This is a genomic window from Actinoplanes lutulentus, from assembly GCF_003259845.1.
In the GTDB taxonomy this organism is placed as follows: Bacteria; Actinomycetota; Actinomycetes; order Mycobacteriales; family Micromonosporaceae; genus Actinoplanes; species Actinoplanes lutulentus.
The window spans coordinates 176452-197065 of sequence record NZ_QLMJ01000015.1 but is presented as its reverse complement, the minus strand read 5'-3'; the positions used below and the strand labels follow the sequence as shown (position 1 = coordinate 197065).

Genomic DNA, 20614 nt, shown 5'->3' with positions numbered 1-20614 from the left:
GATCAACCTACTCCGATCCCGTACGGCATCCCGCTGACCGGGTCGCCGCCCGCCGCGAGGGCCGAGGCGATGGCGGCCGCCGCCGGGGGATAGGCCAGCTCGCCGAGGCCGCCGATCGGGGCGTCCGACGGCACCACGATCACGGTGATTTCGGGGCAGTCGCCGATCCGGGCCCACGCGTAGTCACGGAACGACGACTGGACCACCGCGCCCTCGCGGACCGTGATCTGCGCGCCGAGCACGGTGGACACGGCGTCGAGCACACCGCCTTCGACCTGGGCGATCACGCCGGAGGGATGCACCGGTACGCCGACGTCGACGGCCGCAGTCACCCGGATCACCTTCCGGGCGACCGGGTCAGCGGTGACGAGGACCGCGATGGCCGAGCCGTAATCGAGATGGCAGGCGGCGCCATCGGCGTACCCATGATGGTCCGAGGCAGTGTCGAGCACGCGCCGCAGGCGCGAGTCGGCGGGCAGAAGCGTGCGTCGCGCGGTGACCTGGTCGTGGCCGCCGCGTCGCGCGATCTCGCTGAGGAAGCACTCCTCGGCGTAACCGAACTGGCCGGCGTAGACGGCCCGCCAGAAACCGGTGCGCAGTGGCGCCAGGCGCAGGGTCACCGAGACGTCGCCGGGCACCGAGTACGGGAAATGGTCGCCGCTCGCCTTCACCAGCATTGGGTTGTTGAAGATCGGTACGACGGTCAGCGGCCACGTCGCGACCTGGTGGAACCGGCTGACCGGCAGGCCGGACGCGTCCAGGGTGGCGCCGAGGCGGTGCACCGACATCGGGCGGTAGGAGTCGTGCCGGGTGTCGTCGTCGCGGGTCCACCGCACCGAGACCGGTGCCCCCACCGCGCGGGAGCAGGTCAGCGCCTCGAAGACCGGGTCCGGTTCGATCCGCCGGCCGAACCCGCCGCCGGCCAGCGTCGGATGCACGGTGATCTGGGATTCGGGCAGGGCGAGCTGCCGGGACAGGATCGTGCGCAGGCCGCCGGGGTCCTGGGTCGGCGCCCACACGGTGACGCCGGTGTCGGTGACGTGCGCGGTGGCGTTCATCGGTTCCATCGCGGCGTGCGCCAGCAGCGGCAGCCGGAAGATCCGCTGGATGTCCGGCTTGCCGGTCACCGGGGGTAACGCCGCTTCCAGATCGGCGATCCACGTGCGGCTGTCGGCGGCCGGGGTGCCGCCGGTCCAGGTCACCGTCAGCGCGGCCCGGCCCTGGAGCGCCGCGGCCGTCGACCGGGCCACCACGGCGACGCCGCCCTGACCGCCGGCCGGTGCGACGAGCCGGACCACCGCGACCACACCCGGGACCGCCAGGGCCGCCGCGTCGTCGACGGTGTCCACCTGCGCGCCGATCCATTTCGGTCTCGCCACGACCGCGATCAGGGCGCCCGGCGGTGCCGACTCGGCGCCGTATTTCGCACGGCCGGTGACGATGTCGCGCGCGTCGGAACGGCCTGCCCGGGTACGCCCGATCAGCCGCCACTTCTCCGGTGGAATGAGCGTGACCGCAACGGTGGCCGGGTCCAGTTTCGCCGCGTCGGCGACCAGCGCCCGGTAGGGGAGCGCCCGGTGACCGGGATGCTCGACGCGGCCGGCGCGGGCCGCGCACTCGCCGGGCGGCACTCCCCAGCGGTTCGCGGCGGCCGTGACCAGCAGGCAGCGGGCGGTCGCCGCGGCCGTACGCAGCGGCTGGGCGAGCTGCCGGCTCGACGTCGAGTTCTGGATGGTCTGCGGGCCGAACCTGGCCGTGTCGCCCGGCGCCTGTTCCAGGGTCACGTCGGCGACCTCGACGGCGAGTTCTTCGGCGATCAGGATGGCGGCCATCGTGCGGACGCCCTGGCCGGTGTCCGGCTTCGGGACGGTGGCGATGATGCGGCCCCGGCCGTCGATGCGGACGTGGACGGACGGCGTGAGCTCATCGGCGTACCCAAGCTGGCTCCGCACCAAGGGTGCGGCGACGACCAGCGCTCCGGTCGCGCCCAGCAGGCGCCGCCGGGTGATCATTTCCGGCCTCGGGCGAGGGCGGCGGCGCGGTGGACGGCGGCCCGGATGCGGGGGTAGGTGCCGCAGCGGCAGACGTTGTCCCGGAGGGCTTCGTCGATCTGCGCGTCGGTCGGGTCGTGGTGCCGGGCGAGCAGGGCGACCGTGGTCATGATCTGGCCGGGCTGGCAGTAACCACACTGGGCGACGTCGAGTTCGAGCCAGGCCTGCTGGACCGGGTGGTCCTGGAGCCCTTCGATGGTGGTGATGTCGGTCTTGTCGGACTCACTCACGGTGACGACGCACGGCCGCCCGGCCTCTCCGCCGATCAGCGACACGCAGGCGCCGCACGCGCCGACGCCGCAGCCGTAACGCGGACCGGTCAGTCCGAGTTCCTCGCGCAGCGCCCACAGCAATGGCGTGTCAGCCGGGACGTCGACGGTCCGGCGCTTCCCGTTGACGCGCAACCGGTATCGGCTCACTGCGGCCTCCCATTGATGTACGCCCATTGTTCAGCCTGCTGAGCATCCGCCATACTGCCTCTCGTGGTCAACGAGACACCGGTCCGGAGTGAACGCGCGCTTCTCCTCGGCGTGCCCGCGGTCGCCCTGCTCACCGGCCTGGTGTGGCTGGTCGGGCAGACGTTGCACGATGTGACACCGCTGCCCGATCAGGGTGCCAGCTGGTATTACTGGAAACTGCCCGAACCGACGGCCTGGACCAGGCTTTCCGCCTGGCTGGGTTATGCCGCCCACCAGATCGTTTCCTGGGGCCTCATTTGGTACGCGCAGACGCGCGCTTTTCGATATTCACGCGGTCTCAAAGGGTTGAACGTCCTCGCGATCGGCGCGAATCTCGCATTTATCGGCCTGCACGCCCTGCAGAGTCATTTCTTCTATGACGGCCTGGCCCAGGACGTGTCCATCTTCAGCTCGCAGGGCTCGGTCGTGCTGCTGCTGGTCGTGGTCCTGCTGATGGAGAACCGGCGGCGGGGATTGGTGGCGGGCAAACGCGCGCCGATCCCTGCGGTGGTGGCGGATTTCGCTCGCAAATACCATGGCTATCTCTTCAGCTGGGCCGCGATCTACACCTTCTGGTATCACCCGATGGAAGGCACGAGTGGCCATCTGATCGGGTTCTTCTACATGTTCCTGCTGCTGTTGCAGAGCTGCCTGATCTTCACGACCGCGCACACGAATCGCTGGTGGACGCTGACGCTGGAACTGCTCGTGGTGGTGCACGGGACGCTTGTCGCGGTGATGAACTCCGGCCTGGACGGCGCGTGGCCGAAGTTCCTGTTCGGCTTCCTCGCGGTCTTCGTGATCACCCAGATGCACGGGCTGGGACTGGGCGCGGGCGCACGCTGGGCGATATTCGGGATTTATCTGGTGGCAGCGGTTGCCGTCTATTCGTGGAAAGGCTTGAGCCACCTCCACGAGGTGCTGCGGGTCCCGATGGCGGAATATCTGGTGCTCGCCGTGCTCGTGCTGCTGCTGTGGCCGTTCGCGCTGCTGTTCCGGCCCAAGCCCGAGGCCTCTATGGTGCCGGTGGGTGGTAACCCGGCTGCCAGTCGAGCCGGCCGACCTCATCGAGACGACCCTCCGCCACCAGCAGCATGATGCGGTGGAGTTCCGCTCGCGCGACGTTCGCCAGGTGATGTGGTTCCGCGGAGTCCTCGACGTTCTCCCACACCACGAGACCGCCCTGGAACGCCGACAGGCTCCACGCCGTGTCGTCGTCGGAGATGGCGATGTCGGGATGCTCGTCGTCGCGGGGTTCGTCGAGCTCGGCGAGCAGGTCCGGGATCCGGGACACGTCGCCGTCCTCCATGTCGCCGTCGCGGTGCATGAGGGTGAATCCCATGCGTGGCAGTCTGCCAGGGGCGGAAGATTTGCGCTCACCGATGTTACGGTTCCGGGCGTGCGGGCTTCGGGTGTTGCTCCTCTTCTGGTGGTGAAGGACGTCGCGACCAGCGTCGCCTTCTATCGGCGGCTGGGTTTCGAGGTGGCCACCGAGTGGTCCACCTACGCGAAACTGGTCAACGGCACCGGGATTCTGCACCTGGCCACGCCCGGTGACCCGCCGCCGGACCGGCCCGACGTGGTGCTGCGGGCGCCGGACGCCCTCTCACCCACCGTGGCCGCCGCGATCGTCGTGCAGGTCGAGGACTGCCGCCGGGCGTGCGCCGAACTCGTCGTGGCGGGCGTCGGCCTGCTCGGCGAGCCGTTCGAGCCGGAGTGGGGCGGCGAGGTACGAGCCTTCCTCCGCGACCCGGACGGCCACCTCATCGAAATCAACGAGACCCGATGAAGCTCCTGGTGGAGGGAACCACCGACCGGGCCGTCGTGCTGTTCGGCTCCGGTACCGATCCGAACCCCGAGCTGACCTGGGCGCGGGGCGTCACCCTTGTCGCTGACGACGAGACCGGCAACGATCTGGATCACCATGGGCCGGTCGGGGTCGTGGGCTGGTCAGACGGGGGCCTGGCCGCGCTGGCTTTCGCCGCCCGGCACTCCGGGATTGTGGACCGAGTGGTCCTGATCGCGACGCCGTATGTTCCGGCGGAGACGAACGTCCCCGCCAAAACCCTGTTGTTATTCGGCACGAAGGACCCGCTGACCGGCTCTCGGCACGCCGGCCTGTGGAAGAAGCGGATCCCGCACGCCCGGCTGGAGATGAACCCGGACGGCGGACACGACCTGCTCACGCCGATGTGGTCCCGGGTGCTGTCCCACGTGGCACCTCGCTGCAAACGCTAGAGCTCGGTGCGAGGATGGTCGTATGGACTTCGATCTCGACGCTGCGGTCTCGTTCATCGCCACCCATGCCCGGACCCTGGAACGGCGCCGGCTCCACCACCTGAACGGCGACGGGTCGCCGGCCGCGGTGCTGGCCGCGCTGGACGGCTTCCGCAACACCGACGGTGGGTACGGCTGGGCGCTCGAACCGGACCTGCGCTCCACCACGAGTCAGCCGGTTGGTGCCATGCACGCTCTCGAAGTGATCGTCGAAGTAGGTGACACCAGCGCCGACCGGGTGCCGCACCTGCTCGACTGGCTCGCCGAGCATTCCAACGACGACGGTGGGATGGCGTTCAGCCTGCCGTTCGCCGACACGTACGGCTGCGCCCCGCACTGGGTCGCCGCCGACCCGGCCTCGTCGGTGACGATGACGACGCAGCTGGCGGCGCACGCGCAGCAGCTGGCGAAGATCCGGCCCGACGTGGCGAAACACCCGTGGCTCGCGGCCGCGACCACCTGGTGCCTGGACACCATGGAGGGGGTCGAGGAGCCGCCGCACGCGATCGAGCTGATGTTCTCGATGCTCTTCCTCGACGCGGTCGCCGACGACCTGCCGCAGGCCCACAAGCTGCTGGAACGCTACACCGGGTTCGTGCGCCTGGACGGGCCGACGCCGGTGGCCGGCGGGGCTGACGACGAGGTGCTCTATCCGCTCGACTTCACCCCGCGGGCCGGCGCGGCTTCGCGGGTCTTCTTCAGCGGTGACGCCATCGCCGCCGACCGGGATCGCCTCGCCGGCCAGCAGCACGACGACGGCGGCTGGGACGTCAGCTTCCAGACGTTCAGCCCGGCTGCCGCTCTGGAGTGGCGTGGGTACGCCACGGTGCAAGCCGTGAAAGTGTTGCGGGATCACTGACCGGACCGCGCCACGCCACGTACCCATCGGGGCGGACCAGGATCGCCTCGCCGGTGTCGGTCTCCGGGGCTGCCACGCGCAGGGTTGGTGCGTACCCCAGGGTGGGACCGGAAGTGATCAGCACGTGCCTGCCCTCGCGCAGCGCCTCGTAGAGGCGCTCCCCGCCGCGTAGCGGCAGATCTTCCGCGCGTGGCGCGCCCGGATAGCCGATGCCGATCCCGGAGATCGTGCCGGTGGCGCGCCGCGCGACGGCGGGGAGCGCGAGCAGGGCGCGACCTGCGGTGTTGCGCGCGAGGCGCGCCGGGCGCGACCGCAGCATGGCCATCCGGATCAGGGCGCCGCTGCTGCGCAGCACCATGGCGCCGACCGGGTGACGCTCCTTTTGGTACGAGTCGAGCAAGCCGTCCTCGCCGTGCCCGGTGACCGTCGCGGCGAGTTTCCAGGAGAGGTTCGCGGCGTCCTGAAGTCCGGTATTCATCCCCTGCCCGCCGGCCGGGGAGTGCACGTGGGCGGCGTCGCCGGCGAGGAAGACCCGGCCGATCCGGTACTGCGGGACCTGCCGCTCGTCGCTGTGGAACCGGGACAGCCAGCGCGCCTCGGTGATGCCGAAATCGGTGCCGTGCACACGCCGGGTGACGTCACTGATCTCACCCAGGGTGATCGGGGTGTCGTCGCTGACCTGGTGGCGGCGGTCCCAGGCGAAGATCCGGTACCAGCCGTCGCCGAACGGCGCGACCATCGCGAACGCGTCGCCGACCGCGTTGACCGCGAGAACGTCTTCCGGCGGGTTCGTCAGCCGCACATCGGCGAGCATGATCGACGTGAGAATGGCCTTACCGGGAAACGGCAGTTCAAGAGCCTTGCGTACGGCACTGTGCACACCGTCCGTACCGACGACGTAGTCGGCCGTGGCGGTGTGACCGTCAGTGAAGGTGAGCGTGACCTGGTCGTCGTCCTGGGTCAGGGTGGTGAGCTCGGCGCCGCGGACGATGCGGGCCCCTTCGTTGACGGCGCGTTCTTCGAGAGCCCGCTCCACGTTGTACTGCGGGGTGATCAGCAGGTAGGGGAAGCGGGACGGCAGCCTCGACAAATCGAGGCGGATCCGGTCGAACAGACGCAGCCGCTCGACCTTCGCACCGGCGGCGACGATCCGGTCGGCGAGGCCGCGGGCGTCGAGCAGTTCCAGGGTGCGGGCGTGCACGCCGAAGGCGCGGGTGAGGTTCGAGGTGCCGGTGCGGCGCTCGTAGACGGTGACCGGGACGCCGGCCTGGGCGAGGTCGCCGGCGAGCAGTAGTCCGGTGGGGCCGGCGCCGATGATCGCGATCATGATTCTCTCCTCGTGGTGTGCGAATGCCAACGCTTGTTGGCAACGGTAGAAGTCGATGCGAGATCAAGTCAACAATTGTTGGCAAACGAGTGTTGGCATAGGGTTGCGGGTATGCCTCGCCGCTCTGACGACACCCGCGCCGCGATCCTGGCCGCTGCCCGTTCGCGGTTCGCCGCTGACGGGTTCGAGCGGGCGACCATCCGGGCGATCGCGGCCGACGCCCGCATCGACCCGTCGATGGTGATGCGGTACTACGGCAACAAGGAGGGCCTGTTCGCCGCGGCCGCCGAGTTCGACCTGCGGCTGCCTGACCTGCGGGAGGTGCCGGCGTCGTCACTGGGTGAACGCCTCGTCGGGCATTTCCTGGTGCGGTGGGAGGAGGACGGCACGCTGGTGGCGCTGCTGCGTGCCGCGGTCAGCCAGGACGCGGCCGTCTCGCGGATCACGGCGATCTTCGCCGAGCAGGTCGGGCCGGTCGTTGCTCGCCACGCGCCGGATCCGGCGGAGGTGCCGACCCGGGCCGGGCTGGTGGCGACGCAGATCCTGGGGTTCGCGTTGTGTCGTTATGTGCTGCGGTTGCCGCCGGTGGTCGCGCTCGATCGGGAGGCGGCGGTCGGCTGGCTCGCGCCCACGATCCAGCGTTACCTGACCGGGGCGGTTTGACGCGGCGTCCCGGGGGAGGGGTCTCGCTGTCGTGCGCCGGCTCGCTTTGGGACGGCTCGCTTTGGGACGGCTCGCTTTGGGACGGCTTGCCTTCGCGCCGGCTTGCCTTCGCGCCGGCTTGCCTTCGCGCCGGAACTTGTCGGGGTCGCGATGGATCTTGTGAGTTTGTGGCTGGTGCGGCGGCGGAAGCTCACAAGATCCCCGAGCGATGGTTGCCCACCGTTTTCCGGAGCCACGGATCGCCGGCCGAGGCGCGAGAACACGGCCGAGGCGCGAGAACACGGACGAGGCCGGCAGCGGTGACAGCGCCGCACGGAGTGCGTGCGTGTGCTCCTGTCCCGGCCCTGGCGTGGATGAGGTCGCACAGTGCGGTTGCGTGCGACCTCATCCACGCGGACCGCGCCGACGAAGCGGCTCTAGCCTGGACCTATGAGCGTTGACCTGTTCGCGGGCGTTCCGGTTCGTGACTACGCCGTGGCGGTGGCCTGGTATGAGCGCCTTCTCGGCAAACCGCCGGCGTTCCTGCCCAACGACGTCGAGGCGGTGTGGGAACTCGCCGAGAACCGCTACCTCTACATCGAAGTGCGGCCCGACCACGCCGGGCACGCCATGACCACTGTGTTCGTCAGCGACTTCGACGCGCGGATCGCCGGCATCGCCGGGCGAGGGCTGGAGCCGGCCGAGGTCGAGACCTACGACAACGGCGTACGCAAAGCGATCTTCCGCGATCCGGACGGCAACGAGATCGGCTTCGGCGGAGCCCCGGCCGGACAACCGTGAGCGTCCCTCTGCCCGATCCGGATCAGATGCCGCTAAATCTGCTGCTGCGACTGGCCCGGCGCGAGGTCGAGGAGGACCGTGCGGACGCGCCGGTACCGTTCCTCGTTGCTGGGTCCGGTGATGGTCTGCCTATCCACCGATGGCGACCTCCGGGACCTCGTCAACGACGAGATCCGCGCGGAACGCCTGGTCACGTGGTGGCAGGACCAGGCGAGCCGGTGACGTCCTGTACTGAGCGGGACAGCACGCAGAACTCGTTGCCCTCCGGATCGGCGAGCACCACCCAGGACGCGTCGGCAGGCTGACCCACGTCGGCCGGGCGGGCGCCCAGCGTCAGCAGCCGCGCCACTTCGTCCTGCTGCGAGGTGCCGTCCGCGCGTACGTCCAGGTGGAGGCGGTTCTTCACCTGCTTACGCTCACGAACCCGCGCCACGTCGATCGCCGGCCCGGAGCCGTCAGCCGGACCGATGCTGATCACTTCGTCGTCCTCGTCGACGACCGTCCAGCCGAACACCGCCATCCAGAACTCGGCGATGCGGTGCGGGTCGAGCGCGTCGATGGCGATCACAGCGATGCGACTGGTCATGCTCCCACTATGCCCAATCCTCATGGCCGAAAGACTGCCCATGACGATGGCCGAAAACCGCCAGCCTCGACGCCCGTCTGCCGGAAGACTGGCCGGCATGACTGACAAGGCGAGCATCCTCCGGGAACTGCACCAGCGAGGCGACGTTCTGGTGCTGCCGAACGCCTGGGACGCGGCCAGCGCCGCCCTCGTCGTCCGCGCGGGCGCGCAAGCCGTCGCCACCACCAGCGCCGGCGTGGCCTGGTCGCTGGGCCGCCCGGACGGCGAAGGGCTGACTCTCGACGAGATGCTGACGGCGGTTCGCCGGATCAGCGCGGCCGTCGACGTGCCGGTCACCGCCGACATAGAGAGTGGCTACGGGGATGTCGCCGCCGCCGTCCGTGCGACGATCGCCGCGGGTGCGGTGGGCGCGAACATCGAGGACGCGGTACGCCCGATCGACGAGCAGGCCACACTGATCCGAACCGCCCGTCAGGCAGCCGGCGACTCCGGTTTCGTGATCAATGCGCGTACCGACGTGTTCTTGTTCGGCAGTGGAGCGCTGGACGAAGTCCTGGCGCGAGCCGCCGCCTATGCCGAGGCCGGCGCGGACTGCCTGTTCGTCCCGGGCCTGCTGGATCTGGCGGCGTTGCGCGCCCTGACCGCCGCCTCCCCACTGCCGGTCAACGCGATGGCCGGCCCGGGCAGCCCCTCGATCGCCGAACTGGCCGACGCCGGCGTCCGGCGGGTGAGCCTCGGCTCGTCGATCGCGCAGGCGGCTTACGGCCTGGTCGAGCGCGCCGCGCAGGAGGCGCTGACCAAGGGCACGTTCGACTCGCTCGACGGCGCGGCGAGTTACCCCGACCTCAACGCACTGTTCCCCCGGAGCTGACCGAGACAGCAGGAAAACTCTCACCCGGATCTGACCGCGACAACCGGAATCAACGCCGCGACAGCCCGGCCGATCAGGCCGGGCTCGTCGGTGAACGCCACCACCGCCGCCACGGCCAACGCCAGCGCGGCGGTGTCTGCACCGGCCGGAACCCGGCCCAGCTGCTGCTCGGCCGCGAGATAGTCCGCGGTCACCCGCTCGACCGCTCGCACCCCGGCGCTCCCCGCACCGAGCACCCCCTCGATCTCCGCGATCAGCGAAGGATGAAAAGCGGTCAGCCGGACCAGCGTCCGCACCGCCGGCGACGGCAGTCCGAGCACCGCCTCGGCGAGATTGCCCGCCACGGTCCCGCGCCCGAACCGCCCCGGCAGCCCGCTGAGTGCGTCAGCGATCTGAAAGCTGCGATCCACCCCGTAGCCGGCGAGGAAATTGTCGAAATTGCGGAAGTGCGTGAAAAGCAGCCCGGTCGCGACCCCGGCCTCGTGCGTCACGGCACGGCTGGTCAGCGGACCCTCGGCGGCGATCACGCGCTCCAGCGCGGCGAACAGATGCTGCCGTGGCTCAGGGACGGCGACTCCGCGTGGCATACCCCGATCCTAGGCGTTGCGCCGGGATGAGCAAACGCTCATAGTGGTTTGAGCAAATGCTCATACCTAGGGAGAGTGCCACCATGAAGCGCGCATTGATCATCGGAGCGGGGATATCCGGCCTGGCCACAGCCTTGCGGCTCCAGCGTGACGGCTGGCGGACCCTCGTCGTGGAGCGCGCCCCGGCCCGGCGCAGCAGCGGGTACATGGTCAATCTGCTCGGGCCCGGTTACGACGCCGCCGACACGCTCGGCCTACTGCCGGCGCTGCGATCAAAAGCGGTCGGCGTTTTCACCACCGTGCTCGTCCACGCCGATGGCCGTCCCAAATTCACGGTCCCGGCCGCCGTCGCCGAGGCCGCGGTCGGCCCGCGCCTGCTCACCGTTTTCCGCGGCGACCTCGAAGCGGCCCTGTTCGACGCCGTGAACACCGAGTTCCGCTTCGCGACAACAGTCAAAACCATCGATCAAAACCCCGATCTCGTACGCGTAGAGCTCTCCGACGGCACCACCGAGGACGCCGACCTGGTCGTGGGAGCGGACGGGGTGCACTCGCAGACCCGGACGGCGGTGTTCGGCGACGATTTCCGGGTCGATTTCCCGTACGTAGTGGCCGCCTTTGGGTTGAAGGACGCGCCGGAGGGTTCCGCGACCACCTACATCGGCCCGGGCCGGACGGCCGCGACCGTGAACCTCGGACCGGAACGGTCGTCGGCGTTCTTCACCTATCGCTGCGCCGACCCGGGCGCCGAACTGGCGATGGGGCCGGCCGAGGCGCTGCGATCGTCCTTCGGGGACGTCGCCTTCGCGTGGCCAGAGAAGGGCATTCCCGACGACGTCTACTTCGACAAGGTCAGCCAGGTCGTCATGCCGCGATGGAGCAACGGCCGCGTGGTCCTCATCGGCGACGCCGCCTGGTGCGTGACCCTCTTCGCCGGCCACGGCGCGGCCCTCGCCCTGGCCGGCGCCGACCAGCTCGGCGACGCACTCCAGCGCCACGACACCATTCCGGAAGCCCTCACCGCATGGGAGGCCACTCTGCGCCCGACCGTCGTGAAACGCCAGGCGGCCGCCCAGCGCGGCATGCTCCAATTCGCACCACCGACCCGCTTCCACGTGTGGCTCAGCGAGGTGACGATGCGAGCGATCACGCTGCCCGGCATCCGCACCCTCGTCCGGCGAGCCATCGAGCGGCAGAACCAGTAAACCCGTTCGGCGGACGCCGAACCGGCCGGTATCGGCCATGATGCGCTGTGTGTGGCGTTGGTGGCGGCGTGCGAGACGGCTCGGGTGGATCTTGTTCATCGTCGCCGTGTCCATCGGCAGCGTGGTCTTCCTGCTGCAGGCCCTGGCAGCCGACCTGGCCGTGGCGCGTCTGTCCGGGCCGGACGCCGACCCGGCCGGCCTGGCCGCGGCCAAGGAGGCTTTCGACAGGTGGACCGGGTGGGCCAACATCGCCGCCCTGCCGGTGGGTGTGCTCGGCGTCGTCATCGTCCTGGTCGAGAAGCTCGCCCGGTCCCGCAGCACGGTCAACGACGCCACCGGGCTGACCGCCGAACTCGCCGCAGCCATCCACAACACCCTGCGCGCCGAACTGGTCTACCGCCAGGCCCGCAACCCGGCCCCGATCATGGTCCGCTGGTCGGCGACGGGCCGCCCGGCAGCGGGCTGGGACGCGGTCCTCGGCGACGGCACAGCCGGCGCCGGCCTGCCCCTGATCCTGGACGGCGACGCCGCCGGCATCGTCACCCGGTTCCGCGACCTGCCGAATCGCCAGATGGTGATCCTCGGGGACCCCGGCGCGGGCAAGAGCGTGCTCGCCATGCTCCTGGCCCTGGGCATGCTGGAGAAACCCGAGGACGGCCAGCCGGTGCCGGTCCTGATCGCCGTGAACGAGTGGCGGGCACGCTCCGCCTCATTGGAGGGGTTCCTGGCACGGCGGCTTGCTGACGCGTACCGAAAGGTCCTGGCCGACGCCGGCGATCCGGACCGTGCCGCGCGCTGGTTGTTCGAGCACCGGCGCATCCTGCCGGTCCTCGACGGCCTGGACGAGCTGCCCGCCGGTGAGCGCGGCGAGGCGGTCCGCCAGCTGGAGGCCTACGGCCTGCACGGCCACCAGCTCGTCGTCACGAGCCGGGCAGCCGAGTACGAGGACGCCGTGCGCTCCGGCGGCACCATCCTGACCAGCGCCGCCGTGGTGGAGATCGAGCCGGTCGAGGCGCCGATGGCGATGGCGTACCTGTCCTACCCGGAGATGCGCCGGGCGCTGTGGGAACCGGTCTTCGAGAAGATGCGCTCGGACCCCGATGCCCCGGTCTCACGGACCTTGACCAGTCCGCTGATGATCGCGCTGGCCCGCAGCGCCTATCGCGCCGATCCGCATCAGCCCAGTGAGCTGCTCGGATTCACCAGGCAGGAGGCGGTATCCCGGCGGCTCATGGACGTGTTCGTGACAGCCGCATACGAGGAGCCGAAGGGCGGCGAGCTACCGGCCAAGGCACGGCGGTGGTTGTCCACGATCGCCTACCACCTGTACGAGCGAGGTACCCGGGACCTGCACTGGCTCGAGATCCAACCGGACCTGCTCGCTCGTCACCCTCGGGTTGCCCGGGCCGGCACGGTGCTTGCCGGAATGCTTCTCATCGTGGGCTGCGCGGCGCCGGCCGGTGCTGCGATCGGCCGCCTGGCCGACGTGGTGCTGGTGACGCTGGTGCTCACCACGGGGATCGCCTGGGGCGTCCTCGGGGTGGCGGCGGTGGAGACGTCACGAGCACATCGGTGGTCACGCTGGTGGTTCAGAAGGTCCACGTTTCTTCCCACGACGGTGGTGGCCTGTGGCCTCGCGACGGGCTTTCTCCTCCGGGACCTGGACTACGTTCTCGTGGCGACGCTGGGCGTGCTGCTGTTCCAGGTGCTGTTGAGCTCGATGAAGGGGCTACTCCGGAACGAGCTCGACCTGATGCTCCGCCGCCTGACATACGGGTCGATGAGCTGGCTGGCAATCGGGCTCAGCGCACTCACGAAAACCACGTTCGGTGTTGCTTTCGCATTGCTGACGAGGCAGGACAGAGCCGGTGTCGTGACCACTGTCGTCGTCTACGGGACCACCGCGGCGGTGGCATCTGGTGGATGGCGGCGGCTGCAGTTCCGGCTCACCCAGCTGCGTCTCGTGCTCGCCGGTCGGCTGCCGTTGAGGCTGGGTCGCTTTCTCGACGACGCTCACCGGGGGCGAGCGGTGCTCCGGCGGGCCGGTACCACCTACCAGTTCCGGCACGTGTTGCTTCAGGACCATCTCGCCCTTGAACAGGCCGTCGAGGACACCCGCGATCGCTGGGAACGCGGCGACGAGTCCGCTGCCGGGCGCCTGACCGCCATGCTGACCACGCTCGGGCGTACCGAAGAGGTGATCGACGTCCTGCGCCGGCGCTGGGACGGTGGCGACCGTTACGTGGCGAACCAGCTGGCTGACCTCTGGGCCGAGCAAGGGCGCCTCGACCAGGCACTCGAGATTCTGCGGGAGGCCGGCGCGGACAAGCGGAAGTCGGCGCGAAGCGACCGCGAGCACCTGGCCCGGCTCCTCGCCGAGCACGGCAGGATCGACGAGCTGCGATCCCGCGCCGACGGCGGTGACAAGGCCGCCGAGCGGACGCTGATGCGGCACCTCACCGGAGCCGGCGAACTGGACGAAGCTGTCAGCCGCGCGATCAGCCGTGGCGATGCCGACATGCCTCTTGTCGAGCGGCTGGTCAGCAGCGGCCGCTTCGACGACCTGAGGGCCATCGCGGAGACCGGCGAGATCTTCAGCATCAACGCGTTCCTGACCCACCTGGTCGCAGCGGGCCGGACCGCGGACGCCGAGGCGTGGCTCGCTGCCCTGGGACGGCAGGCGGACCACGGCTCCCAGAAGCTCAACTCGTTGCTGCTGGAATACGGACATCAGGACGCCGCGCTCCGGCGTGTGCGGGCGGCATACAGCCGCGGAGCGAAAGGCGCTGGTCGATGGCTCGCCCACGTGCTCTCGCGCCAGGGTGACACCGATGCGGCGGTCGCGGTGCTGCGGAAGGAGCCCGGCGAGCGCGCCGCCGCCGACCTGGCGGAGCTGCTGATCGACGCCGATCGGATCGATGAGGCGCTGGCGGTGATGAACGACCAGCCGGACGTGGTACCCGCGCATGTGGTCGACGATCTCGTTGACCGGCTTGTCGCCGGTTCCCGTGCCGGCGACGCGATCACGTTCCTGCGATCCCGGGTCGCCACCGGCCGGCGCAACACTGTCGACCGGCTGGTGGCGCTGCTGGTCCGGCAGGGGCAGCTGGACGAGGCGGTCCAGGTGGTGCGCGAGTTCCCGGAGGACGCCCGCGACCGGCAGACGGTGACACGAGAGCTGTTCGATCGTGGTCGCGTCGATGAGGCGATCACCCTCCTCCGCGGCCGGGACCTGGTGGATCTGCTGGCCCGGGCGGGCCGGGACGACGACATCAACACCCTGGCCGATGCCGGCGACTCGGACGCGGAATCCTGGCGGATCGATCAGATGGTCGCCGCGGGCCGCGCCGACGAGGCGGTGGCACTGCTGCAGGCGAAGGTTGCCGACAACGGAGGGCTGCTCTGGCCGCTCGCCAATCTGCTCGGGCAGCAGGGCCGGCTCGACGAGGCGACCGCTCTCATGCGAAGGAACGCCGACGCCGGTGATACCGATGCTCAAGCCTGGCTCGATGCGGTGGAGGAGGGTGAACCCTTGTGGCGACGTGGCGGGGCTTAGGGCGTACCCACGCGGCTCTGAGGGCGTACCCGAGAATGGAGGGTGAGCGAACCGCTCAGGCCGTGGTGAGGAGCCAGGCGGCGGAGCCGGTGGCGAGGATGAGGCCCGCGAGGCCGAACCAGATCACCAGCGTGCCGCCCATGCCGATCGACTCGCGGCGGGTGGTGATCACCTGCGCGCGGGTGTCCGTGGTGAGCAGTGACAGGCCGGCCAGGCTCGGTGTGAGGCCGGCCGCGGTGATGCGGCCCAGGGCGAACACCGGCACGCCGCTCGGGACGCGGACCTCGGTGAGGCGGAGGCGTTCGCTGGGGCGCAGGTCGCGCACGACGTCGGGCGGGACGATGTGCGGCATGCGCACCGGATGGTCGACGCGGTGTTCCAGATCTGTGGTGATCAGGGCGCCTGGCTCACTCTGCGCCGGAGCGTGCAGGGTGCGTCCCTGGTCCAGCAGGCGAGGATCGATGGGTACGCGTCCCGACGGGTCAGCGAGGCACGGCGGTGACGGTGACGTGATCTCGAGGAGCACGTCGTGGCTGTCGTCGGAGGACGCGCGGCTGGGTTCGCGGACCAGCGTCACGCGGTACCACGCGCAGTCCTCGCCGCTGGCCGGGGCGATCTGCGGGCCGTCCGGGCCGTACTCGATGCTGCCCTCACAGGCGACCCGGCCCCGGGCGGTGCCGAGCGGGGCGACCGGGGTGCGGCGCAGCGTCCACAACGCTCGGAGGTCGCCGAGCATGAGCAGCAGGAAGATGACCGCGCCACCCACCAGGATGCCGCCCGCACAGAACGCCACCATGGCGACGACCATCACGCTGTGACAGTAGGGGACCGCGGCCAGTTTCGATGTCCCGCGTTCGTCTCGTGTCAGGCCCCCGACAGCATGATGCGGGCGGTGACGCCCTCGCCGGCGACGCTGTCCAGGTGCAGGACGCCGCCCTGGGCCTCCAGGATCCGGCGGCTGATCGACAGGCCGAGGCCGAGGCCGGGCATCTGGTCGCGGATCGCCAGGTCGCCGCGGGCGAACGGGACCCCGGCGAGCTGCAGCTCGGATTCCGGCATACCCGGACCGTGGTCGCGGATGACCAGCGTGGGCCGCGGAAAGTCGGTGAGGGTCACCTCGACGGGCTGGTCCGGGCCGCCGAAGCAGAGCGCGTTGGTGAGCAGGTGACCGATCGCGACCTCCAGCAGGCACGGGTCGGCGGTGACCCAGACCGGCGCGTCCGGCAGGTCCAGGCGCAGCCGTTCGTCGTGGACCGCCGTCAGCATGGTCCGCAGGTCGAACACGCGCGGTTCGCCGATCGGCTCCTGCGACTGGTGGTCGACGGCGCGCAGCAGGCTGTCCACCGTACGGCAGAGGCGGGCCGCGTTCCGGTTGATCGCGTCGATGCGGCGGGCGAACCCGGGCGCGATCGCCCCCGGGGTGGCGGTGAGCAGTTCCAGGCTGCCCTGGATGTTGGCGAGCGGGGTGCGGATCTCGTGCGAGATCGCCGACACGATGTCGTCGTTGTCCACGGCGAGCGGGAACGCCTGGTGGGTCAGCGTGTGCCGCAGCCCGGTCTCGGCGTCGACGCGGCGGGCGATCCGGGACAGCAGCCGGCTCGTCGCCTCCGGGTCACGCCCGCGCGGCGCGTCGTCGAAGACACACAGTGCGCCGACGATCTGCCCGTTGTGGTGCAGCGGGGCCGCGCCGACGAACCGTACGTGCTCCGACCCGGCCACGAGCGGGTGCGAGGACAGCCGCGGGTGCAGGGTGGCGTCGTCCACGATCATCGGCCGGTCGGCGCTGGACACGATCTCGCACAGCGACATGCTGTGCGGGATGTCGACCCGGGTACGGATACCCAGCGTGGCGGCGTAGTGCGCGCTGCCCCCACCGATGACCTTGAGCGCGGCCATCGGGGCCTGACAGGCTTCGGCGGCGAGTTCGAGAACCTCGGGCACCTCGGCGAGGGCGGCGCGGTAACGCTCGGCAGCCAGGAACGGCGTGTCGACAGATTGCAGTGCCGTCATGGTCCTCGGTCCTTCGTCGCGGGTCAGGGCAGGCAACCGCAACCATCGGCGCGGGGGTCGCCGCCTGGCACGAAAGCCGGGTAGCGATCCGGGAGCCGATCAGTGCGCCGTTTCAGTGGGTTCTTTCGGCGCGTTCTTCAGTGCGGGAATGCCTGCGGTATGCGGGTGGCGATCTCGTCCCGGAACGTGCTGATCCGGGAGGCGACCTGGCGCATGCCGAGGGTGTTCTCGATGCGGTCCAGGTACAGGCAGCGGGCGGCGAGCGCGTCCAGCCCGACCGTGAAATAGACCGCCATCAGCGGATTGACGAACAGAGCACTGCCTTGGGTACGCCGGGTGAACTGCACGTCCCCGAACTCGCCACCCACGGCCGCGGCGATCTGCCCGTTCACGATGCTGGGCCGCAGCGGGGTCGCGGCCTGCGCGTCCGCCACCGCGGCCCGGTAGAGCGCCGCCTCCCGGCTGGTGCTGGGGATCGACAGCGCGCCCAGGTAGGCGCCGTCCCGGTCGAGGGCGGCGAGGTTCTCCAGCACCTGGCTGTGCACGACACCGTGGAACGCGTCGATCCCGAACCCGAGACAGGTCACCAGCTTGACCCCGACGTCGAGGCCGGCCACCGCGGCGAGGCTGGTGACGTCCTCGACCGGTGTGCCCAGCCCGGCCTCGTCGCCGCGCATGAGGATGTCGGTGCCGCCGTCGACCAGCACGATCGCGTCGATCCCGAGGCTGTCGACCAGGTACTGGTACGCCGCCCGCAGCGGTTGCACACCGGTCTTGGGGAAGGCGTAGACCTCGGCCCGAAGGCCGTTGGCTGCGTTGGCTGCGTTGGCTGCCAGCCAGCGGGCGAGGGTCCGCTCGGGGAAATAGTCGTCGGAGCCGGCGGTGTCCGGGCGGATCAAGGCCAGGTCCGGGGCGGCCCAGGCTTCCAGGGCGATCAGTTCCAGCGGGGTGAAGGACAGGTTCGCCAGGTGAACGGTGGCGCCGCGATCCTGGAGGGCCAGGGCGAGCGGCAGGCCGGCGTAGACGTCGAAACCACCGCCCGCCCCGGAGATCAGAACGTTCTCAGCGTCGGACAGGGCGTCGAACAACGGCGGCGTGCTCAGCGAAGTCATCACGTCCTATGTATCAAAGATCCGTCAAAGGTGCCGCCGCCGGCGTCTACGACTCGTCAAAACAGCGGCGGTTCGCGGGCGCGCGGACCACCGTTGACCGGTGACACTCGTAATCGGCGCGGCGGTCCTCGTCGCGCACCTGCTCCTGCTCCACCGGTCCCGCCGCCACCCCGCGGGGTCGCTGCTCACGCTCACCGCGTCGGTCGCGGTCTGCATGTGTACGGCATTGCTCCTCACCGGCCATCAAGCCCAACGCATGCGTACGCCCAAACAGGAGAGCCTGCCTGCGGGGGACCGTGCGGTGGCGGTGAGCTACGAACGGCGGACGACACGGTAACCGGCCAGCAGTTACCCGGCCGGTGACGTGGTGCGGCGGATCGTCTCAAGCCGGATCTCGGGCAGACCGTCGAGCAGCCGCCGCCCCGCGTGTCGATTTAGGGTGCGCTCCGGACCCGAATTCGACACGCGCGTGGGGGAGCAGGTCCTGCGTGTCGATTTGGGGTGCGCTCCGCACCCGAACTCGACACGCTGCTTGGTGGATCTTGGATGGCTGTCGCGGCTGCTGCGTGGCGCCCGGGACAACCCGGACAGCCCGCCGGACAGGATCCTGGGATCCCGGGAGTGTCCGCGCTCAACCCGGCGCGGAGCGGGCAGGATAGTTTGTCCGGGTGAGTCTTCTTGAGGATGTTGCTGAGCGTGACCACTGGCGCTGCTGGGTGTGTGACGAGCCGGTCGACGCGGACATGCCGGTCAACGACCCGCGTGGTCCCAGCGTCGACAGCCGTACCGCCGACCGCAAGGCCAAGATCGCTGAGCGCCTCGCGCACCGCGCCTGCAACACCCGCAAGGGTGCGGTCAAAGTGGTCATCGCCTGGCCGGACCGGCTGCACGTGATCGAACCCGCCCCGCTGATCACCGTCGCGGAGCGCCTCGAACGCAAGGGCGGCCGCGAACTGGTGGCCCGCTGCCCGAACAAGAAGGACGCCCAGGAAGCGGCGGACTGGCTGGTCGACCGTTTCTCCCGCCTCGTGCCCGGCCTGCCGGTCACCGCGAGCGTCGATGCGGGCGGCGGCCAGTTCCTGGTGGCGCTGTCCACCGGCCGGCGCTGAGCTCTACTCGGGCAGCAGCGGGCGCATGAACGTCCGCTCATACCGCAGCACGCACCCCGACTCGTCGCGGATCCGGTCCGCCGCGACGAACTCGGGGTCCTGTCCGAACCGCGCCCGATACTGCTCATAGGCGGCCAGACTCGCGAAGCTGAACAGCGCCTCGGCCCGATCACTGGCACCCTCGGCGGGCAGGAAATATCCGTGATGGACGCCGCCGTGCTGCGCCACGAGCCGCATCCACTCCCGGGCGAACCGCTCGAACGCCTCGATCTGCCCCGGGTCGATGACATAGTGCACGACGCATGTGATCACCGAGCCAGCATAGGTACGACCCGGCTCAGTCGCGGAACTCGAACGTGACAGCCAGAAACGACTGCCCGCGGAAGGTTCACGGTTCGCCACCGCCTCGATCTCCACGATGCGATCGCCTGCCGCCGTCGCGGAGAGATCAACGGCCCGCCCGCTAAAGGTGATCAGCGTTGGCGGGCCGCCTCATGCGCCGGGGTTGTGCGGGTCCCGGGCGGGCCGGATCAGGCACTCGGAGCCGACCGGGATGAAGCCTGACGCGAGGAACGCGCGCAGGGACCGGGCGTTGCCGGGGGAGACCGCCGCGAAGACCGGCTCACCCTCCGGCACCAGCGTGAGCGCGTCGGCGATCAGCGAGCGCCCGTACCCTCGCCCGCCCTCGCCGACGTCGGTCAGCTCGATGCTCAGCTCGGTGCGCCCGGCCAGCCCGTCCGCGACGGCGACGAGCCCTCGTTCGTCGCCGAAGACCTTCACGTCGGTACGCACGTCGAGCGCGTACCGCACCCGTGGATGCTCGTGCGCGTCGTCGAGGGGCGCCAGCCGTGCGGTCCCGCCGGAGCCGCGGTTGACGAGGGTCGCGTCGATGACCCCGATCCACCCCGCGGCACCGGCGAGAAAGCGCAGGAAGTCCGGTGCCATCGACCCGCCGAACCCGTCCGGTTTCCGCCCCTGAACCTCGCCGGCTGCCAGCGACGTCGCGATGACGGCGTGCCCGGTGAACGCGACCGAGCACTCCAGGCCGCCGGCCAGCGCCGGCAGCACGGTGACCCCGCCGTCGACGGGTGGGAAGACCCCGTCAGCGGCATCACGGTAGAGACGGAGAAGCGGATGAGACGGCACAGCCGGACCCTACTATC

At 70.2% G+C, this 20614-nt stretch carries 22 protein-coding genes; 11 read left to right on the top strand and 11 right to left on the bottom strand.

What is annotated here, in order from left to right; all coding sequences use genetic code 11:
• Positions 1-2 precede the first annotated feature (2 nt).
• Complete coding sequence (locus B0I29_RS29180; RefSeq protein ID WP_111652310.1) at positions 3-2012, bottom strand: xanthine dehydrogenase family protein molybdopterin-binding subunit; 2010 nt, start codon at positions 2010-2012, stop codon at positions 3-5.
• Complete coding sequence (locus B0I29_RS29175; protein ID WP_245972796.1) at positions 2009-2470, bottom strand: (2Fe-2S)-binding protein; 462 nt, start codon at positions 2468-2470, stop codon at positions 2009-2011. The genes B0I29_RS29180 and B0I29_RS29175 overlap by 4 nt, the downstream gene beginning before the upstream one ends.
• 111 nt (positions 2471-2581) lie before the next feature.
• On the opposite strand from B0I29_RS29175, the gene B0I29_RS29170 reads away from it, so the two are divergent.
• Positions 2582-3607, top strand: a complete 1026-nt coding sequence (locus tag B0I29_RS29170) for a hypothetical protein (RefSeq protein WP_181558020.1) — start codon at positions 2582-2584, stop codon at positions 3605-3607.
• Here B0I29_RS29170 and B0I29_RS45960 read toward each other — a convergent pair.
• Complete coding sequence (locus B0I29_RS45960; protein WP_181558019.1) at positions 3525-3851, bottom strand: hypothetical protein; 327 nt, start codon at positions 3849-3851, stop codon at positions 3525-3527. The genes B0I29_RS29170 and B0I29_RS45960 overlap by 83 nt on opposite strands.
• 57 nt (positions 3852-3908) lie before the next feature.
• Here B0I29_RS45960 and B0I29_RS45955 point away from each other — a divergent pair, with 57 nt between their 5' ends.
• The 3 genes from B0I29_RS45955 to B0I29_RS29155 are packed head-to-tail and all read left to right on the top strand — an operon-like array spanning position 3909 to position 5645.
• Positions 3909-4298, top strand: coding sequence for a VOC family protein (locus tag B0I29_RS45955; protein ID WP_181558018.1), 390 nt, complete (start codon positions 3909-3911; stop codon positions 4296-4298).
• On the top strand, positions 4295-4747 hold the full coding sequence (locus B0I29_RS29160) for an alpha/beta hydrolase family protein (protein ID WP_111652307.1): 453 nt from the start codon (positions 4295-4297) through the stop codon (positions 4745-4747). The genes B0I29_RS45955 and B0I29_RS29160 overlap by 4 nt, the downstream gene beginning before the upstream one ends.
• Positions 4748-4769: 22 nt before the next feature.
• Positions 4770-5645 carry a hypothetical protein gene (locus B0I29_RS29155; RefSeq protein WP_111652306.1) on the top strand — a complete coding sequence of 292 codons (876 nt, stop codon included), beginning with the start codon at positions 4770-4772 and terminating at the stop codon, positions 5643-5645.
• On the opposite strand, the gene B0I29_RS29150 is transcribed toward B0I29_RS29155, so the two are convergent.
• Positions 5572-6972: an FAD-dependent monooxygenase gene (locus B0I29_RS29150; protein ID WP_111652305.1), complete on the bottom strand. Its 1401-nt coding sequence runs from the start codon at positions 6970-6972 to the stop codon at positions 5572-5574. The genes B0I29_RS29155 and B0I29_RS29150 overlap by 74 nt on opposite strands.
• A 111-nt stretch (positions 6973-7083) precedes the next feature.
• Here B0I29_RS29150 and B0I29_RS29145 point away from each other — a divergent pair, with 111 nt between their 5' ends.
• Both B0I29_RS29145 and B0I29_RS29140 read left to right on the top strand, forming a co-directional pair.
• Positions 7084-7635 (top strand): TetR/AcrR family transcriptional regulator, encoded by a 552-nt coding sequence (locus tag B0I29_RS29145; protein WP_111652304.1) that lies wholly within the window; start codon positions 7084-7086, stop codon positions 7633-7635.
• A gap of 429 nt (positions 7636-8064) precedes the next feature.
• Positions 8065-8415: a VOC family protein gene (locus tag B0I29_RS29140; protein WP_111652303.1), complete on the top strand. Its 351-nt coding sequence runs from the start codon at positions 8065-8067 to the stop codon at positions 8413-8415.
• A gap of 190 nt (positions 8416-8605) precedes the next feature.
• On the opposite strand, the gene B0I29_RS29135 is transcribed toward B0I29_RS29140, so the two are convergent.
• Entirely contained in the window at positions 8606-9001 is a 396-nt protein-coding gene (locus B0I29_RS29135; protein WP_111652302.1) for a VOC family protein, read from the bottom strand.
• 97 nt (positions 9002-9098) lie between these two features.
• Here B0I29_RS29135 and B0I29_RS29130 point away from each other — a divergent pair, with 97 nt between their 5' ends.
• Positions 9099-9872, top strand: coding sequence for an isocitrate lyase/PEP mutase family protein (locus B0I29_RS29130; protein ID WP_220091421.1), 774 nt, complete (start codon positions 9099-9101; stop codon positions 9870-9872).
• A gap of 20 nt (positions 9873-9892) precedes the next feature.
• Here the strand turns inward: B0I29_RS29130 and B0I29_RS29125 are convergent, their stop codons facing one another.
• On the bottom strand, positions 9893-10459 hold the full coding sequence (locus B0I29_RS29125; RefSeq protein WP_181558017.1) for a TetR/AcrR family transcriptional regulator: 567 nt from the start codon (positions 10457-10459) through the stop codon (positions 9893-9895).
• 83 nt (positions 10460-10542) lie between these two features.
• Here B0I29_RS29125 and B0I29_RS29120 point away from each other — a divergent pair, with 83 nt between their 5' ends.
• Both B0I29_RS29120 and B0I29_RS29115 read left to right on the top strand, forming a co-directional pair.
• The gene (locus B0I29_RS29120; protein WP_111652300.1) at positions 10543-11664 is read left to right on the top strand and encodes an FAD-dependent oxidoreductase; all 1122 of its coding nucleotides are present in this window, start codon (positions 10543-10545) and stop codon (positions 11662-11664) included.
• 106 nt (positions 11665-11770) lie between these two features.
• Positions 11771-15220 carry an NACHT domain-containing protein gene (locus B0I29_RS29115; protein ID WP_146616916.1) on the top strand — a complete coding sequence of 1150 codons (3450 nt, stop codon included), beginning with the start codon at positions 11771-11773 and terminating at the stop codon, positions 15218-15220.
• Positions 15221-15275: 55 nt separating this feature from the next.
• On the opposite strand, the gene B0I29_RS29110 is transcribed toward B0I29_RS29115, so the two are convergent.
• The 3 genes from B0I29_RS29110 to B0I29_RS29100 form a co-directional block, all read right to left on the bottom strand.
• The gene (locus tag B0I29_RS29110; RefSeq protein ID WP_146616915.1) at positions 15276-16031 is read right to left on the bottom strand and encodes a hypothetical protein; all 756 of its coding nucleotides are present in this window, start codon (positions 16029-16031) and stop codon (positions 15276-15278) included.
• Between the two features lie 53 nt (positions 16032-16084).
• Entirely contained in the window at positions 16085-17230 is a 1146-nt protein-coding gene (locus B0I29_RS29105) for a GAF domain-containing sensor histidine kinase (protein WP_111652297.1), read from the bottom strand.
• A 137-nt stretch (positions 17231-17367) separates the two neighbouring features.
• Positions 17368-18342, bottom strand: a complete 975-nt coding sequence (locus B0I29_RS29100) for a DUF1152 domain-containing protein (protein WP_111652296.1) — start codon at positions 18340-18342, stop codon at positions 17368-17370.
• Positions 18343-18442: 100 nt separating this feature from the next.
• Between B0I29_RS29100 and B0I29_RS29095 the strand changes: the two genes are divergently transcribed.
• Positions 18443-18679 carry a hypothetical protein gene (locus B0I29_RS29095; protein WP_111652295.1) on the top strand — a complete coding sequence of 79 codons (237 nt, stop codon included), beginning with the start codon at positions 18443-18445 and terminating at the stop codon, positions 18677-18679.
• Between the two features lie 331 nt (positions 18680-19010).
• Positions 19011-19451 (top strand): hypothetical protein, encoded by a 441-nt coding sequence (locus tag B0I29_RS29085; RefSeq protein ID WP_111652294.1) that lies wholly within the window; start codon positions 19011-19013, stop codon positions 19449-19451.
• 3 nt (positions 19452-19454) lie between these two features.
• On the opposite strand, the gene B0I29_RS29080 is transcribed toward B0I29_RS29085, so the two are convergent.
• Together B0I29_RS29080 and B0I29_RS29075 are read right to left on the bottom strand one after the other, a co-directional pair.
• A complete protein-coding gene (locus B0I29_RS29080) occupies positions 19455-19763 on the bottom strand; it encodes an NIPSNAP family protein (protein WP_111652403.1) in 309 nt (102 codons plus the stop codon).
• A 180-nt stretch (positions 19764-19943) separates the two neighbouring features.
• A complete protein-coding gene (locus B0I29_RS29075) occupies positions 19944-20597 on the bottom strand; it encodes a hypothetical protein (RefSeq protein ID WP_111652293.1) in 654 nt (217 codons plus the stop codon).
• Positions 20598-20614 lie beyond the last annotated feature (17 nt).

Excerpts from the sequence above, each read along its gene's own strand:
- B0I29_RS29180 (WP_111652310.1), bottom strand. The coding sequence starts at position 2,012 with ATGATCACCCGGCGGCGCCTGCTGGGCGCGACCGGAGCGCTGGTCGTC.
- B0I29_RS45960 (WP_181558019.1), bottom strand. The coding sequence starts at position 3,851 with ATGGGATTCACCCTCATGCACCGCGACGGCGACATGGAGGACGGCGAC.
- B0I29_RS29160 (WP_111652307.1), top strand. The coding sequence starts at position 4,295 with ATGAAGCTCCTGGTGGAGGGAACCACCGACCGGGCCGTCGTGCTGTTC.
- B0I29_RS29155 (WP_111652306.1), top strand. The coding sequence starts at position 4,770 with ATGGACTTCGATCTCGACGCTGCGGTCTCGTTCATCGCCACCCATGCC.
- B0I29_RS29150 (WP_111652305.1), bottom strand. The coding sequence starts at position 6,972 with ATGATCGCGATCATCGGCGCCGGCCCCACCGGACTACTGCTCGCCGGC.
- B0I29_RS29145 (WP_111652304.1), top strand. The coding sequence starts at position 7,084 with ATGCCTCGCCGCTCTGACGACACCCGCGCCGCGATCCTGGCCGCTGCC.
- B0I29_RS29140 (WP_111652303.1), top strand. The coding sequence starts at position 8,065 with ATGAGCGTTGACCTGTTCGCGGGCGTTCCGGTTCGTGACTACGCCGTG.
- B0I29_RS29135 (WP_111652302.1), bottom strand. The coding sequence starts at position 9,001 with ATGACCAGTCGCATCGCTGTGATCGCCATCGACGCGCTCGACCCGCAC.
- B0I29_RS29130 (WP_220091421.1), top strand. The coding sequence starts at position 9,099 with ATGACTGACAAGGCGAGCATCCTCCGGGAACTGCACCAGCGAGGCGAC.
- B0I29_RS29125 (WP_181558017.1), bottom strand. The coding sequence starts at position 10,459 with ATGCCACGCGGAGTCGCCGTCCCTGAGCCACGGCAGCATCTGTTCGCC.
- B0I29_RS29120 (WP_111652300.1), top strand. The coding sequence starts at position 10,543 with ATGAAGCGCGCATTGATCATCGGAGCGGGGATATCCGGCCTGGCCACA.
- B0I29_RS29105 (WP_111652297.1), bottom strand. The coding sequence starts at position 17,230 with ATGACGGCACTGCAATCTGTCGACACGCCGTTCCTGGCTGCCGAGCGT.
- B0I29_RS29100 (WP_111652296.1), bottom strand. The coding sequence starts at position 18,342 with ATGACTTCGCTGAGCACGCCGCCGTTGTTCGACGCCCTGTCCGACGCT.